The sequence below is a fragment of the Autumnicola aciditolerans genome, from assembly GCF_041679265.1.
GTDB lineage: Bacteria > Bacteroidota > Bacteroidia > Flavobacteriales > Flavobacteriaceae > Autumnicola.
This window is the reverse complement of record NZ_JBGFSM010000015.1, coordinates 19,965-35,054: the sequence shown is the minus strand read 5'-3', so window position 1 is coordinate 35,054 and position 15,090 is coordinate 19,965. Positions and strand designations below refer to the sequence as shown.

Here is a 15,090-nt window from a genome sequence, read left to right as displayed (position 1 = left end):
ATTGCACCTCCAAATAAAGAATGAGTTTGAAAAACTTTTATGCAGTGATCTCTGTTTTGTTCACTTTTTGCGCAGTGAGCTGTAACTACTTTAAGCCTTCAGAAGAGCGTAAAGCCCTGGTTAGAGTGAACGATTCTTATTTATATGAGGAGGATATCCTTGCGCTTATAGATGAAGATACTTCGCCTGAAGACAGTGCTGTAATCGTTTCTAGTTATATTAACCGCTGGGCAACACAGCAGTTGTTAATAGACCGGGCAGAATTAAATCTTCCGCAGAAACAACAGGAAGAGTTTAATGGTCTGGTAGAAAATTATCGAAACGAAATTTTCACTAATGCTTATACCGATGCCGTGGTTTCAAAACAACTGGATACTGCTGTAAATCCTGAAGAAGTAGCGTCTTATTATGAACAAAATAAGGAAAATTTCAGGCTTAATGAAGACCTGGTGAAACTGCGTTATGTAAACCTGGATAAGGATAATACCAATTTTGATAAGATAAAGAAAGCCATTCAGCGTTTTAATGAAGAAGATAAACAGGAATTGGAAAACCTTGCCCTTCAGTTTAAAAATTACTCAATAAATGATTCTGTTTGGGTGCGAACCAAGGCGGTTTATGATAAAATTGGCCCATTATCTGCAGATGACCGTTCAAAGCTGCTAAAAAAATCAAATTATCTGCAGCTTGAAGATTCACTAAATGTATATTTGGTGTACGTAAAAGATGTGTTACAAAGAAATGAACAGGCGCCGCTGGAATATGCTGCAGCCACAATAGAACAAATATTGCTGAACAAGCAAAAGCTGGAATTAGTAAAGGAACTGGAAAAAGATATTACCAAAGATGCAATTAAAAATAATGAATTTGAAATATATAATTAAGATAACGGCTGGTTTAGCACTTGTCCTGAATTCTCTTACCACCCAGGCGCAGGAAGTGGTGGTAACCGATAGTACTGCCATCCAACCGGAAAAAGAGGTGGCTGAAAATACCTTGAAAAAACAGAGCAACGAGCGCAGGAGAGTGGAAGGTATTGCCGCGGTAGTTGGGGATTATATTATTCTGGATAGTGACATAGACCTTATGTACAAGCAAATGCAGAGCCAGAATATGTCTACGGCCGATGTTACCGAATGCCAGTTAGCAGGTTCGCTTATGGAGAACAAGCTTTACGCGCACCATGCGGTGCAGGATAGTATTGTGGTGCTGGATGCCGATATAAGAAGCTATATAGACCAGCAACTTGCTGAAATGGTAAGGCAGTTGGGATCTATGGAAAAAGTGGTGGAATATTACAACAAATCTTCTGAACAGGAGCTAAGGGACGAACTTTTTGAAATTAACAAGCAAAGGCAGCTTTCCCAGAAAATGCAGCAGAAAATTGTAGAGGGAATCGAAGTTACGCCTGAAGAAGTAAGGGCTTATTTTGAAGAAATGAAAAAGGATGAGCTTCCTATTTTTGGAGATGAGGTAGAGATTGCGCAAATTGTTATTGAGCCTGAAGTGCCGGAAAGTGAAAAGCAAAAGGCAATAGACCGTCTAAATGAATTCAGGGCAGATGTGGTGGATAACGGGGCCAGTTTCAGGACCAAGGCGATTTTATATTCAGATGACACCAATACCGGGGGTTCTGTTATTTCCCTTGGTAGGAAAGATAACTTTGTAAAGGAATTTAAAGACGTGGCTTTCAGCCTGCAGGAAGGCGAAGTAAGTGAGCCTTTTGAAACCGAATTTGGGTACCATATAATTCAAATAGATAAAATTCGCGGGCAGCAGGTGGATTTGCGGCATATTTTAATTATTCCTGAAGTGACCAATGAAACGGTTGAAAAGGCAAAAGCTGAAATCGATACGATAAGAAAAAGAATCAATGAGGGTCAAATAACCTTTGCCGAAGCAGCCAAGGCTTCTTCAGATGAAGAAGAAACTAAAAATGATGGCGGCAGGCTTAGAAATCCGCAAACGGGCGATACTAAATTCGAACTTACTAAACTGGACCCTGCCCTTTACAACCAGGTGGTAAACTTAGAAGAGGGGGAAATGTCGCTGCGGTTGAGCGATCAGGATAATACCGGCAAACCCTTCTTTAAGATCATAAAGATCACCAAACGAATTCCCGAGCACAAAGCCGATTATGCCACAGATTATTTAAAAATTAAAGATCTTGCTCTGCAGGCAAAACAATTAGAGGCTATAGAAAAATGGCAAAAAGAGAAAATAGCCGATACCTATATCAAAATAAATGGTAAATTCAGGAACTGTGAATATAATAGTAACTGGTTGAAAAATTAGAAAATTCTGAATGTCTGACGTTGCGCTTGTAGAAAAATTAGTTGAGAAGAATCAACAGTTAAAGAAGGAAATTGCCAGGGTAATTGTTGGTCAGGATGAAGTTATAAACCAAATTTTGCTCTCCATTTTCTCTGGAGGGCATTCTTTGTTAATAGGAGTACCGGGATTGGCTAAAACTTTAATGGTAAATACCATAGCCAAAGCCCTGGGGCTCGATTTTAAGCGTATACAGTTTACGCCAGATCTAATGCCCAGTGACATTCTTGGATCAGAAATCCTGGACGAGAACCGCCAGTTTAAATTTATTAAAGGCCCTGTTTTTGCCAATATCATCCTCGCAGATGAAATTAACCGTACCCCGCCAAAAACACAAGCCGCTTTGCTGGAAGCAATGCAGGAAAGATCGGTTACGGTGGCAGGCCATCACTACAATTTAGATCTTCCTTATTTTGTTCTGGCTACGCAAAACCCCATAGAACAGGAAGGTACTTATCCCTTGCCTGAAGCGCAACTGGACCGCTTTATGTTTGCCATTAACCTGGAATATCCAAGTTTTGAAGAAGAGGTTAATGTGGTAAAAAGCACCACATCTGATGAAAAGCCAGAAGTAAGAGCTCTTTTTACTGCCGGGGAAATTTCTGATCTGCAACATGTTATCCGGCGAATTCCGGTAGCAGATAATGTGGTGGAATATGCAGTGGGATTAGTTGGAAGAACCCGGCCGGCGGGAAATACTGCGCCAGAACTGGTGAAGAATTATGTAGATTGGGGAGCGGGCCCCCGTGCATCTCAAAATTTGGTGCTTGCTGCCAAGGCGAACGCGGCGGTAAATGGAAAATTCTCTCCTGATATTGAAGATGTTCAGGCTGTGGCTACAGGCATACTCCGTCACAGGGTGATTAAAAATTATAAAGCTGAAGCAGAAGGGGTTACTGAAGAAAAAATTATTAAAGCACTGTTCTAATTCCAAATGTGCTGAGAAACGAAGTCTTTATTGGCATTGTCCTTCCTTCCATACCTTATTTCTTTTTTAATTTTTATTCCTTAAATCTTCGATTTACTAAATGCTTCTTTAATGCACTTCTTTATGCTCTTTTGATTTTTGCTGAAGCAGAAGAAGTAGAATTTTATATTACCTCTTTTATTTCATAATCTTCCTTCTTTCCATATAAAGAGGGCTTTAACAAGAGCATCTGAAATTCAGATTATGTAATTCTGATAAGTTAAAATTGCCAATATCTTAAAATAGGACGCTAATATTTTATTTTATTGAAACATTCTAGATGAAATACATCTTGTGCCATAAAACATCTATTAATTTTTGAATAAAGCTTATAATTTTCGAAATCCGGCTGAAATTCGTAATTTTGCATGACTTTTAGAACAAAATAAATATAAGAACATGGCATACGATATTGATATGATCAAGAAGGTGTATGGTCAAATGGCAGATCGTGTAAATAAAGCACGTGAAGTTGTTGGAAAGCCTTTAACACTTTCAGAAAAAATTCTTTACTCTCATCTGTGGAATGGGGAAACCAGCGAAGCTTATGAGAGAGGGAAAGATTATGTAGAATTTGCTCCAGACAGGATTGCCTGCCAGGATGCAACTGCACAAATGGCATTGTTACAATTTATGCAGGCAGGTAAGAAACAGGTTGCTGTACCTACTACAGTGCATTGTGACCACCTTATTCAGGCTAAAATGGGAGCGGCTATAGACCTACAGGCTGCAAACAAATCCAGCAGTGAGGTTTTTGACTTTCTGGAATCGGTATCAAATAAGTATGGCATTGGATTCTGGAAACCTGGTGCGGGGATTATTCACCAGGTAGTTCTTGAAAATTATGCATTTCCGGGAGGAATGATGATTGGAACAGATTCCCACACCGTGAATGCAGGTGGTCTTGGAATGGTCGCTATTGGAGTAGGTGGGGCAGATGCCGTAGATGTTATGGCAGGAATGCCATGGGAGCTTAAATTTCCAAAACTAATTGGAGTGAAGCTTACCGGATCGCTTTCCGGATGGACTGCTCCAAAAGACGTAATCTTAAAGGTGGCCGGAATCCTGACCGTAAAAGGAGGAACCGGGGCCATAATTGAATATTTTGGTGAAGGTGCCCGCTCGATGTCCTGTACCGGGAAAGGTACCATTTGTAACATGGGAGCCGAAGTTGGGGCAACCACTTCTACTTTTGGATATGACGATTCCATGGAGCGCTATCTTAAAGCCACCAATCGCGCAGATGTTGCAGAAGCTGCAAATGCCGTGCGTGAACACCTTACTGGAGATGATGAGGTTTATGCAAATCCAGGGGAATATTTTGACGAGTTAATCGAGATCAACCTTTCAGAATTAAGGCCTCATTTAAATGGTCCCTTTACGCCAGACCTTGCCACCCCAATTTCAGAAATGGGGGCGAAAGCTAAAGAAAACAACTGGCCTATTAATGTAGATTGGGGCCTAATAGGTTCCTGTACCAACTCTTCTTATGAAGATTTGACACGTGCCGCTTCTATTGCGAAACAAGCTGTGGAAAAGAAAGTAAAGGCAAAATCAGATTTCGGGATTAATCCTGGTTCTGAACAAATTCGTTATACCGCAGAGCGGGACGGGCTGCTTCAAATCTTTGAAGATCTGGACGCAACGGTATTTACCAATGCCTGTGGACCATGTATTGGCCAGTGGGACAGGAGTGATCGTAAAGGAGAAGAAAAAAATACTATTGTGCACTCCTTTAACCGTAACTTCTCCAAACGTGCAGATGGAAACCCTAATACCCACGCTTTTGTAGGTTCTCCAGAAATGGTTGCTGCAATTGCAATTTCGGGTCGTTTGGATTTTGATCCTACCCGCGATAAACTCATCAATGAAGATGGAGAGGAAGTAATGTTGGATGAGCCTAAAGGAATTGAATTGCCAACAAAAGGTTTTGCCGTGGAAGATGCGGGTTATGTTGCTCCAAAAGAAGACGGTAGCGATGTAGACGTGAAAGTTGCCGAAGACAGTGACCGCCTTCAACTGCTTACCCCATTTGAACCATGGGACGGAAAGAACCTTACAGGAGCTAAACTTCTTATAAAAGCATGGGGAAAATGTACAACAGACCATATTTCTATGGCGGGTCCATGGCTGCGTTACAGGGGGCATTTAGATAATATTTCTAATAACTGTCTTATTGGAGCAGTAAACGCCTTTAATAAAAAGACCAATTTTGTAAAAAATCAACTGAATGGAGAGTACGATGGCGTACCTTCTGTACAGCGAGAATATAAAAAGGCTGGAATCCCTACTGTTGTTGTGGGAGATCATAATTACGGGGAAGGTTCTTCCAGGGAGCATGCGGCAATGGAGCCACGGCATTTGGGAGTAAAAGTAGTACTGGTAAAATCATTTGCACGTATTCATGAAACCAACCTTAAAAAACAGGGAATGCTGGGAATCACTTTTGCAAATGAAGAAGACTATGAGCTTATACAGGAAGATGACACCTTCAATTTCATAGATCTTGAACAATTTGCTCCGGACAGGCCTCTTACTATTGAAGTGGTTCATGCCGATGGCAGTAAAGACACTATAAAAGCAAATCATACTTACAATGAGCCGCAAATTGAATGGTACAGGCAGGGTTCTGCATTAAACCTAATTAAAAAGCAAAACGCAGCTTAAGAAGCAGGTTTTCTAAGTTAAAAGAACTCCCGTAAAACCAGTTGTTTTACGGGAGTTTTCATTTAAAAAACCCGGCACTAACGCCGGGCTTCCTGCAATTAGTTATTCAATCCCCATTCTTAAATAACTAATCTATTTTTGCTATAAAATCTTTATTGATCCAGTTTTTGTTTTAGTAACAAATCATTGTCCTTAGCGTTAGAAAAATTAGGACATCTTATATAACTTAATGATGGGTAGTTCCAGTATTTATGTTCCAGCTTCTGCAATTTCCTTTTTATCTTTTTCCTTAAAGCAATAGCAATAGGAGTGCAAGTATTTATTGGATCATTTCCTCCTCCGGTTTAGCTTTCAATATTCTTTTAGTAGATTTTAGAAGGCCAGGATTTGAGAAGGAAAGCCGCTAAATTACAGAACCAGATATTTTGGATCTTTTATTTATGTTTTTCGAAGCGTTTTTTGTTTCTGATATAATTTAACTACAGGAAGGACTAAAAATAAAATAGATTTTTTTATTAACTTTTATTTAACAATATTAATCCACAAATTATGAAATAGTATCATTATTCATTATAATGATTCCCGCTTTGTAAATATTAAGCGACCTTTGATAAAATAAGATGCATACCCTGCTAATGTATCTTTTCAACTCCCGCATTACATATGAAAGAAGAGATAAGTACCCGCATTAAGGAGCTAAGGAAAAAGAATGGGTTTTCACAAAACTATGTAGCAAAAAGATTGTTTATTTCCCAGGCAGCGTACTCCTTAATTGAAAATTCGCAAAACGGAATAGGGGCAGAGCATATTTTAAAGCTAAGTAAACTCTATATGGTTACTACAGATTATTTGTTAAAGGGAGATAAGCAACTTATAAAAATGTCTTCTGAAAATGGATTCATACCCCCTCATAAAAGTTAGTGCTCATGCCGGTTTTATAAGGGATTACCACCTGGAAGATCTGGATAGTAATTACGATTGGTTTAGAATACCAGGTTTTAATCCTACTTTAAACCAGCGGCTCTTTGAAGTAGAAGGGAACAGTATGGCTCCCACTATACTTGATGGAGATCTGGTTATATGCCAAACTCAAAAGAAGATAGAGAATGTACTGGACGGGACAGTGGTGCTGGTAGTGACAAAAGAAGCTATTTTAATTAAAAGATTTAGAGCCGGCCATGATCCCGGTTATCTTCTGCTGGAAAATGATAATGAAAAGGAACAGTCTCAGCTTAAGATAAGCAGGAAAGACGTGCTAGAAATTATGAGTGTAAGAGGAAAGGTAACAGGGGTTTTAGTTCCGCATCATGAAATAGCCTCCAAAGGGAAAATTAGCGCACTGGAAGAAGCCTTGGAACTCTTAAAAAAAGAAGTTTTTAAACTAAATAAAAAAATTGCTTCGATGTCCAGTTAATATAATAGAAGCATTCTCTGCCTACTTGAACTTTAAAAGAAACTCTACAGGTTTTTGCCCGGGAGTTTACTTACTTTTGTCTTTCTAAAGAATTTAGGAAAAAGTAAGACATGAAAATTTTTAAAAATGAATGGTCAAACATAATTCTTATAGTTGTTATTTTGGCATTGCTTATTCCCCAAACCCGTAAACCTTTGCAGATTTTTGCAAATAAAATATTCGTGTTTAGCCCTGAAGTTACCAACGAAGCCGAAAGAGAACAACTCTCAGGCTATAACTGGATCCTGGAAAGTAACAACGGTAAAAGGGTGAATTTTTCAGAGTTTAAAGATGAGGTTATTGTGGTAAATTACTGGGCTACCTGGTGCCCTCCCTGTATTGCGGAGATGCCTTCTTTTCAGAAATTATATGAAGATTATAAAAATAAGGTCCATTTCTTTTTTATTTCTGGGGAAGAACATGAAACGGTTAAAAATTTTTTAAAGGCTAAACGCCTGGAACTGCCCACTTACCGAATGTTAAGCGCAGATCCCAAGCCTCTTGATGGCTATACTTTACCTACCACTTATGTGATTGACAAGAAATCCAACATAGTAATTAAAAAAGTGGGTTCTGCCGATTGGAACAGCCAGACCATGCGAAATACACTGGACAAGTTACTCGGGTCCTGAATTATAGTTTCCTGAAAAAAGCTTCTATAAATTCATACCCAAAAAGGGAAAGCATAACTTTAATATCTTCAGAAAAAGAGGTCTCTTCATCCAGATACCTGAAGATCATTTCTATAGAATTAGCCTGATAAAATTTAGTGAATATGGCTTCTCCTTTTTGATTATGCCGCGCCAGTACATCCAGGAAAAATGCATCATACCTGCGGAAGCGGTTGTAAACGAGATTTTTGCCGGGTATATGGCCGCTTTTTATGTTGCTGATGATCTTGCCCGTTTTCTTTTCGGTATTCTTAAAGGAATAACCCGTGCTGGGTTTTACCCAACCGCCGCCGGTGCCAATTTTGGTGAGTTTCCTGTTGTTCTTTTTTTCAAAAGGGAAATCGGTCATGGGAATAACGCCGCTTTCTGTTGAAGTAATCCTGAAATCGCCTATTTTTAGGATTTCAGAAATGTAATTTTCAAGCATTTCCTCATAAATTTTCTCTTCGGTTAGAAATGGGGTGAAAAATGTAAACTCCAGCAAAGCTTTTTTTGAAGTTTCGGGCAGGACGTACATAAAAGAAGTGGAATTTTTGAACTTAAGTCGGTAATCCATCATCGTAAAAACTTCAGGCTGAAAATGCTCATTTTCAGTCTCTATTTCCCAGCCTCTAAAATGCTGAAAAATCTTAGTGGCTTTTTTTGCTTCAAGGTAATCTGCAGGAATACGGCTGTCAAAAAAATGCGTGGCAGGATAGTTTCCTTCTTCTCCAATGGCCTGCATTTTAACTGTATCTACTTCAGTAATAGTATCTTTTATAAAGATAACGTCAGGGGAATGGCTTAATTCTTTTTTTACTTCAGTATAAAAATCAATTGCACTGATTTTTTTATAGCGGTAAGGAGAAAGATCAAGTTCCAGTTTTGCTTCCGAAGAAAAAAAGAGGCCTTTTTCCCAGGAGCTACTTACAATATGATCCCAATGGCCAGCTCCTTTTTCCCAGAAGCACCAGGTCTTATCATTTTTATCTTTATCTGAAGGATCTATAATGGCGATTTTCTTGCCCTTAAAGAAAACATCCCTGCTAAGCTGAAGCGCTAATTGTAGCCCGGCCATCCCGCCACCTATTATCACATAATAATATACCGGCCCCAACATTAACTAATTAAATTACTTTCTGAAATACTTAAAGGGAACAAACAGCATCCCGAAGCATTCTCCATCTTCTTTATCTAAATGTTTATGATGCATTTTATGCGCACGTCGTATTCCTTTGGCGTACCTGTTATTGGCATTCCGGAAGATCTTGAAACGCTGATGAATAAAGATATCGTGTACCGTAAAATAAGTAATTCCATAGGCAAGAATTCCTAAACCTATGGGTAAACCTGCCCAAAAATCATTGTACTGCCATAGGAGAAAGCAGGTAATGCTTACTATGGCATAAAATACAAAGAATAAATCATTCCTTTCCCACCAGCTGCTATGGTCTTTCCTGTGGTGGTCTTCATGCAGCCGCCAGAGAAAGCCATGCATCACATATTTATGGGTAAGCCATGCCATTCCTTCCATACCCACGAAGGTGCCAGTGAAAATTGCTATCCATAAAAGAGTATCCATATTGAACTAATTTTAGATAAGGTTTAATCTATAAGTAATATACGATTTTGCGAGCAAACCGGCTTTTTGATAATTTGGAACCCTAATCCTGCGGTTTTTAATTTCCAGCGAAGGTACTGCTTTTAATTTGTGCAGTAATTTCCTGTAATAAATATAGGCAGTATATACCCCAAATTTTGCCTCCACAGGAAGTTTGGCAATCCCGGCCAGGCCTTTCTGAAAATCGGCTTCAATTTCACTTATAATTTTATGTTTGCTCACTTCGTCTAATTGCGAAAGGTTAATGTGGGGAAAGTAACTTCGGCTTAAATCTTCATAATCAGCTTTAAGATCCCTCAGGAAATTTACCTTTTGAAAGGCAGACCCAAGGCTCATGGCAGATTCTTTAAGCGCTTCATATTTTTTATTATCGCCTTTCACAAAAACCTTCAGGCACATAAGGCCCACCACATCTGCACTGCCGTAAATGTATTCCTTAAATTCTTCTATACTAAGGTAATCTGATTTGTAAAGATCCTGCCGCATACTTTTCATAAAAGAAGTATAAAGATGCTCTTCAATCCCATAGCGGTGCACTGTTTCCTGGAAGGCATTAAGAATAGGGTTCAGACTTATTTTCCCAGCGATCGCTTTTTTAAGGTCTGCTTCAAAATCGTTAAAAAGTGTTTCTTTATCGTAATCATGGAAAGTATCCACAATTTCATCTGCAAGCCTTACGAAGCCGTAAATATTATAAATATCCTGGCGGATGCCGGGGGCGAGCATTTTTGTGGCGGTAGCAAAAGAAGTACTGTAGGAATTTGTTACTATTTTGCTACAGCCGTGGGAAACAAGATCGAATATAGATTTCATAGCACTAGTTTTTGGAATTCTGAATAAGCTCTGCTGCAAGTTTTCCCGAAATAAGGGATGGGGGAACACCCGGCCCTGGAACGGTTAGCTGGCCCGTAAAATAAAGATGGTGCACTTTCTTGCTTTTTAATTTGGGCCTTAAAAAAGCGGTCTGCAATAGGGTATTGGCAAGACCATAGGCATTGCCTTTATAAGAATTGTATTGTTCCTTAAAATCGTTTACGCAAAAAGATTCCTTAAAAAGGATGCTGTTTTTTACTTCCTGTCCGGTTAGGTTTTCAAACCTTTTTATAATTTTTTTAAAGTACTTTTCCCTTAATGCAGGACTATCTTCAAGGTCTGGTGCCAGTGGGATTAAAAAGATGCCCGCTTCTTTTCCCTGCGGAGCCGCGTTGCCATCTGTAATAGAAGGGAAACTGGCATAAAACAGAGGATCTTCAGGCCATTTTGGATGATCATAAATGGCTTCTGCATGTACCTTAAAATCTGTATCAAAAAATAAGGTATGGTGGGCAACGTTCTTTAACTTTTTATCAAAGCCTACATAGAACAGGAGGGAAGAAGGAGCAAATGTTTTCTTTTTCCAGTATTTTTCAGGATACTGCCGCTTGTGTTCCGGCAATAAAGTTTCTGTATGATGATAGTCAGCTCCGCTTAAGATAATGTCAGATTTGATTTCTTTTCCATTCACCACAATGGCTTCTGCGGTATTTTTGGAAATTTTTATTTCTTCTACGGAAGAATTGGTGTGAATGTTCACCCCCAGGGACTCCGCCAGAGATTTTATTCCTAAAATCACCTGGTACATCCCGCCCTTGGGATGCCATGTTCCCAGTCCAAAATCGGCATAATTCATAAAGCTGTAAAAAGCCGGGGTGTTACTGGCTTTAGCCCCAAGGAACAGTACGGGAAATTCCAGAATTTGAATAAGTTTGATATTATTGAATTCCTTTCGCACCTCTTTAGAAATGGTACTGAAGAACTGCCCGATTTTTTTTGATGTTTCCGGGGTTATAAGTTCCAAAGGGGAAGTTCCGGGACGATATACCAGGTCTTTAATGGCAATTTTGTAATTATCTTCAGCGGCTTTAATGAAATTTTTCAACTTCCGGGAACTCCCTGCTTCTTCAGCTTCAAATGCAGCATAAATTTTTTCGAGAGTATCTCCAATGGTTATTTTCCTGCCATCTTCAAAAAACACCTCGTATGCAGGATTTAGCTTCTGCAAATGGTAAAAATCTTCTGGTGTTTTATTAAAGTCGGCAAAGAAGCGTTCAAATACATCGGGCATCCAGTACCAGGTGGGGCCAATATCAAAGGTAAACCCCTCCTTTTTTAGTTGCCTGGCCCGCCCCCCAACTTCAGCATTTTTTTCATAGAGATCAACTGCATATCCTGCTTTGGCCAAATAACAGGACGCTGCCAAAGAGGCGAAACCCGAGCCAATGATGGAAACTTGCTTTTTCATGGCCAATTACAGCTTTTGAACAAATTCCTTAATGGAATGCTGAAATTTAATATTTTCCGGAAACTTGATTTCCTCCACGCTCTTTGCCCTCTGGCCAAATAAAAAAAGCTCAGATGATCTTACTGAACAAATTTTCTCCTGAAACTCATCGATAAAAGATTTTATATCCTGTGGCGCTATGGTAAAGTAACTAATAAAACTAATATTAGAATTCCTTTCCAACAGGTAGCTCAAATTTTCAATGGGAAGGTTAGGACCGAGATAAATGGTGCTTTTATTGTTTAATAGCAGTAAATAATCAATATATAGTATCCCTATATCATGAATTTCATTCTCCGGGAGAAAAAGTACAAATACATGCTCTGGATTCTGTTTTACTTCTTTTTTCTTGAGTTCTCCTAAATTTATGTATAATTTTTGTTTAATAAGTTCTACAATATAATGTTCATGGATGGGTTTTATAGTATCGGTTTGCCATAAAGTTCCAATTTCTTGGAGAAGTGGTAAAAAGACCTCTTCAAAAATTTCATTAAACGATTTGCTTTCCATTAAGCGTTCATAAGTATTATGAAATAATTGCTCATCAAAATTGATCATAGCCAGTTTAAGAGCATTTATCGCCCGATTTTCCCTGCTGGAACTCGCAGAAATTCTTTTAACCATTCGGCTAATTTCTTCATCGTTCAATTTTGAGATACGGGATATTTTATATCCATGTTCATTTAAAAAGGCAATATTCAATATTTTCTGGAGGCTTGTACTGTCATAAGTTCGAATGTTTGTAGAAGTACGATCTGGGGACAATACGTTGTACCTTTTTTCCCAGATGCGAATGGTATGTGCCTTAATCCCGCTTAAATGCTCAAGGTCTTTAATACTAAAGTTTTGTTTTACCAGTTCCATATTTTGAATAACAAGATAAACAAATCTAAACAATTGGCCCTTCTTAACATTTATTGAAATTGTTAAATGTTTAATAAATTTAAATAAATCTTAAACAAAACAAATTCCACATATAGCGAAAGCGACTTAAGGAGTATCCTGAAATTTTTTCAGCCTTTTTACTTCGGCAAGCATCAGTAAAAGGTGGGTTAAGAAAACAGGACTCCTCTGCCTGGATTAGTAGTTTATTTTTTTAGCTTTCTATTAGAATGGGAAGTATGCTGAATGAATCAATTTTTATATCTTCACTTTTTATCACCTCTTTACAACTTGATATGAAAAAAATTTATTTTCTATTTTTCTATTTCTGCACGTTTATACTTACCGCTCAGCAAAAAGATGAGGCTCCACCGGCAATTTCAGCAATAAAAGCGACTGAGTTAAAGAATGACATTTTTGCATTGGCCAGCGATGCTATGAGAGGCAGAAGGAGGAACCTTAGATGAACTCCGGGCGGCAGCCTGGGTGGCACAAAAAGCACAGGAAGCAGGCTTAGCGCCAGCCGGTGATGACGGTACTTACTTCCAGTTTTTTCCCCTTTTCCGGCGTACAGTTTCCCCTCAAAGCTGGGTGAAGGTCAATGGAAAAGAGCTGGCGCTATGGAAGGAAGCATGGGAAACTTCTCCTGTGGAAGCAAAAATAAACACAGAGGTTACCTGGATAGAAACTTTAGCCGATACCACTGCAGACCTTGAGAATAAGCTGGTGGCAATGCCGCTCATGCCGCCATCGCGAATGCCTGCTGAAGGTATGAGCCTTTGGGTTTACCGCTATGCCCTTGCGGCCATACGGGAACAAGGCGCGGTTTTAAAAAGACAGGGCGCCACTGCTATTGTTCTGGTAGCAGATTCTACAGCCACTTCAAAAATTGGATTTTTTGGTCATGGTTTTGAAGAAGGTACTTATGAAATAGAACCCCGCACGGCCGAAGAACGTATTGCAGATACAATCCCGGTGCTTCTGGTAAGTCGGGAATGGGCAAATGAACTTAAACAATCCGGGAGTAGCCTTAGTGCAAACTTTAAAATTGATGAATTTACTTATCCTTCTGCCAATGTGGTAGCAAAGGCAGTGGGAGCAGATGCTGGTTTAAAAGGGCAGTATGTACTTTTTAGCGGGCATCATGACCATGATGGGATAGGAGTACCCCAGCAGGGAGATTCTATCTGGAATGGGGCCGATGATAATGCCAGTGTAAGCGTTGCGCTTTTGGCAATTGGGCGCGCCTGGAAGAAGAACCCGGGTAAGCGCTCTGCACTTTTCGTATGGCACGGTGCAGAGGAACGTGGGTTGCTTGGTTCCAGGTATTTTGTGCAACATCCCACGGTTGAAAAAAATAAAATCGTGGCGGTTTTAAACGGCGACATGATTGGAAGAAACGAGTCCGGTTCAGCGGCTTTGTTAGGTGCTATCTCCCCTCATAAAAATTCACAGGACCTGGTAGATATGGCCCTGGCAGCCAACCGGCAAATCACAAATTTTAATGTAGATACCAGCTGGGATGCCGCAAGCCATCCGGAGTTCTGGTATTACCGCAGTGATCACCTGCCGTATGCCCGTGCAGATATCCCTGCCATTTTCTTTACCACTTTATTGCATCCAGATTATCATACTCCTAAAGACGAAGCGGAGGCTATTGATATAGAAAAACTTACTAAAATGACCAAATGGATGTATACCACGGGATGGAAAGTTTCGGAACAAATGAACGCTCCTGCACTGGAAACAGAATAGAATTTTCGGAAAAATTGGCCAGTTAGACAGGCCCGCCCTCAGCTTCAGAAATTATTTCTGATCCATCTTTTGCCTGCAGTAGATTTGAGGTATTTCTCTCTTTTTCTGGCTTCAGGTCTTGTCGGGAAATTTTCAGAGAATAAAAATTGGAAAGGCTTGTAAGCTTTAGTGCTTTTATTCTGTCCGGCGTTGTGCTGTGCTATTCTTCTTTGGACATTGTTGGTCATGCCTACGTAAATCCAATCTTTAAGCTGACTACGGATGGCATAAACAAAATACATCGCAATATAAAAAAGAGAGTAAAGTACCCGGAGCGGGACTTGAATCTACCTGGCGCTCTGGCGATAGCCAGTTAGACAGGCCCGCACTCAGCTTCAGAAATTATTTCTGATCCATCTTTTGCCTGCAGTAGATTTGAGGTATTTCTCTCTTTTTCTGGCTTCA

The 15,090-nt window shown here is 39.5% G+C and carries 14 protein-coding genes; 8 read left to right on the top strand and 6 right to left on the bottom strand.

Annotation, left to right across the window (positions count from 1 at the left end; all coding sequences use genetic code 11):
• The first annotated feature begins 20 nt into the window (after positions 1-20).
• The 7 genes from AB8M93_RS15195 (at position 21) to AB8M93_RS15165 (ending at position 8,050) form a co-directional block, all read left to right on the top strand.
• Positions 21-884, top strand: a complete 864-nt coding sequence (locus AB8M93_RS15195) for a peptidyl-prolyl cis-trans isomerase (RefSeq protein WP_373059205.1) — start codon at positions 21-23, stop codon at positions 882-884.
• Positions 847-2,295 (top strand): peptidylprolyl isomerase, encoded by a 1,449-nt coding sequence (locus AB8M93_RS15190; RefSeq protein ID WP_373059203.1) that lies wholly within the window; start codon positions 847-849, stop codon positions 2,293-2,295. Before AB8M93_RS15195 ends, AB8M93_RS15190 begins: the two co-directional genes overlap by 38 nt.
• 10 nt (positions 2,296-2,305) lie before the next feature.
• Positions 2,306-3,259, top strand: coding sequence for an AAA family ATPase (locus AB8M93_RS15185; RefSeq protein WP_373059201.1), 954 nt, complete (start codon positions 2,306-2,308; stop codon positions 3,257-3,259).
• A 438-nt stretch (positions 3,260-3,697) separates the two neighbouring features.
• A complete protein-coding gene (locus AB8M93_RS15180; protein WP_373059199.1) occupies positions 3,698-5,965 on the top strand; it encodes an aconitate hydratase in 2,268 nt (755 codons plus the stop codon).
• Between the two features lie 663 nt (positions 5,966-6,628).
• On the top strand, positions 6,629-6,886 hold the full coding sequence (locus AB8M93_RS15175; RefSeq protein WP_373059197.1) for a helix-turn-helix domain-containing protein: 258 nt from the start codon (positions 6,629-6,631) through the stop codon (positions 6,884-6,886).
• Complete coding sequence (locus AB8M93_RS15170; protein WP_373059195.1) at positions 6,858-7,379, top strand: S24 family peptidase; 522 nt, start codon at positions 6,858-6,860, stop codon at positions 7,377-7,379. The genes AB8M93_RS15175 and AB8M93_RS15170 overlap by 29 nt, the downstream gene beginning before the upstream one ends.
• Before the next feature lie 110 nt (positions 7,380-7,489).
• Entirely contained in the window at positions 7,490-8,050 is a 561-nt protein-coding gene (locus tag AB8M93_RS15165; RefSeq protein WP_373059193.1) for a TlpA family protein disulfide reductase, read from the top strand.
• A 1-nt stretch (position 8,051) separates the two neighbouring features.
• On the opposite strand, the gene AB8M93_RS15160 is transcribed toward AB8M93_RS15165, so the two are convergent.
• The 5 genes from AB8M93_RS15160 to AB8M93_RS15140 are packed head-to-tail and all read right to left on the bottom strand — an operon-like array spanning position 8,052 to position 12,873.
• Complete coding sequence (locus tag AB8M93_RS15160; RefSeq protein ID WP_373059191.1) at positions 8,052-9,188, bottom strand: lycopene cyclase family protein; 1,137 nt, start codon at positions 9,186-9,188, stop codon at positions 8,052-8,054.
• A gap of 12 nt (positions 9,189-9,200) precedes the next feature.
• Positions 9,201-9,650, bottom strand: a complete 450-nt coding sequence (locus AB8M93_RS15155; RefSeq protein ID WP_373059189.1) for a sterol desaturase family protein — start codon at positions 9,648-9,650, stop codon at positions 9,201-9,203.
• 12 nt (positions 9,651-9,662) lie between these two features.
• A complete protein-coding gene (locus tag AB8M93_RS15150; RefSeq protein WP_373059187.1) occupies positions 9,663-10,502 on the bottom strand; it encodes a phytoene/squalene synthase family protein in 840 nt (279 codons plus the stop codon).
• Positions 10,503-10,506: 4 nt separating this feature from the next.
• On the bottom strand, positions 10,507-11,970 hold the full coding sequence (locus AB8M93_RS15145) for a phytoene desaturase family protein (protein ID WP_373059185.1): 1,464 nt from the start codon (positions 11,968-11,970) through the stop codon (positions 10,507-10,509).
• Positions 11,971-11,976: 6 nt separating this feature from the next.
• Positions 11,977-12,873, bottom strand: coding sequence for a MerR family transcriptional regulator (locus tag AB8M93_RS15140; protein WP_373059183.1), 897 nt, complete (start codon positions 12,871-12,873; stop codon positions 11,977-11,979).
• 504 nt (positions 12,874-13,377) lie between these two features.
• Between AB8M93_RS15140 and AB8M93_RS15135 the strand changes: the two genes are divergently transcribed.
• On the top strand, positions 13,378-14,646 hold the full coding sequence (locus AB8M93_RS15135) for a M28 family peptidase (protein WP_373059181.1): 1,269 nt from the start codon (positions 13,378-13,380) through the stop codon (positions 14,644-14,646).
• A 44-nt stretch (positions 14,647-14,690) separates the two neighbouring features.
• Here AB8M93_RS15135 and AB8M93_RS15130 read toward each other — a convergent pair whose 3' ends face one another.
• Positions 14,691-14,927, bottom strand: coding sequence for a GIY-YIG nuclease family protein (locus AB8M93_RS15130; protein WP_373059179.1), 237 nt, complete (start codon positions 14,925-14,927; stop codon positions 14,691-14,693).
• Positions 14,928-15,090 lie beyond the last annotated feature (163 nt).

Coding starts and splice junctions, on each gene's coding strand:
- AB8M93_RS15160 (WP_373059191.1), bottom strand. CDS start 9,188: ATGTTGGGGCCGGTATATTATTATGTGATAATAGGTGGCGGGATGGCC.
- AB8M93_RS15195 (WP_373059205.1), top strand. CDS start 21: ATGAGTTTGAAAAACTTTTATGCAGTGATCTCTGTTTTGTTCACTTTT.
- AB8M93_RS15140 (WP_373059183.1), bottom strand. CDS start 12,873: ATGGAACTGGTAAAACAAAACTTTAGTATTAAAGACCTTGAGCATTTA.
- AB8M93_RS15145 (WP_373059185.1), bottom strand. CDS start 11,970: ATGAAAAAGCAAGTTTCCATCATTGGCTCGGGTTTCGCCTCTTTGGCA.
- AB8M93_RS15130 (WP_373059179.1), bottom strand. CDS start 14,927: ATGTATTTTGTTTATGCCATCCGTAGTCAGCTTAAAGATTGGATTTAC.
- AB8M93_RS15190 (WP_373059203.1), top strand. CDS start 847: ATGCAATTAAAAATAATGAATTTGAAATATATAATTAAGATAACGGCT.
- AB8M93_RS15180 (WP_373059199.1), top strand. CDS start 3,698: ATGGCATACGATATTGATATGATCAAGAAGGTGTATGGTCAAATGGCA.
- AB8M93_RS15165 (WP_373059193.1), top strand. CDS start 7,490: ATGAAAATTTTTAAAAATGAATGGTCAAACATAATTCTTATAGTTGTT.
- AB8M93_RS15175 (WP_373059197.1), top strand. CDS start 6,629: ATGAAAGAAGAGATAAGTACCCGCATTAAGGAGCTAAGGAAAAAGAAT.
- AB8M93_RS15150 (WP_373059187.1), bottom strand. CDS start 10,502: ATGAAATCTATATTCGATCTTGTTTCCCACGGCTGTAGCAAAATAGTA.
- AB8M93_RS15170 (WP_373059195.1), top strand. CDS start 6,858: ATGGATTCATACCCCCTCATAAAAGTTAGTGCTCATGCCGGTTTTATA.
- AB8M93_RS15155 (WP_373059189.1), bottom strand. CDS start 9,650: ATGGATACTCTTTTATGGATAGCAATTTTCACTGGCACCTTCGTGGGT.
- AB8M93_RS15185 (WP_373059201.1), top strand. CDS start 2,306: ATGTCTGACGTTGCGCTTGTAGAAAAATTAGTTGAGAAGAATCAACAG.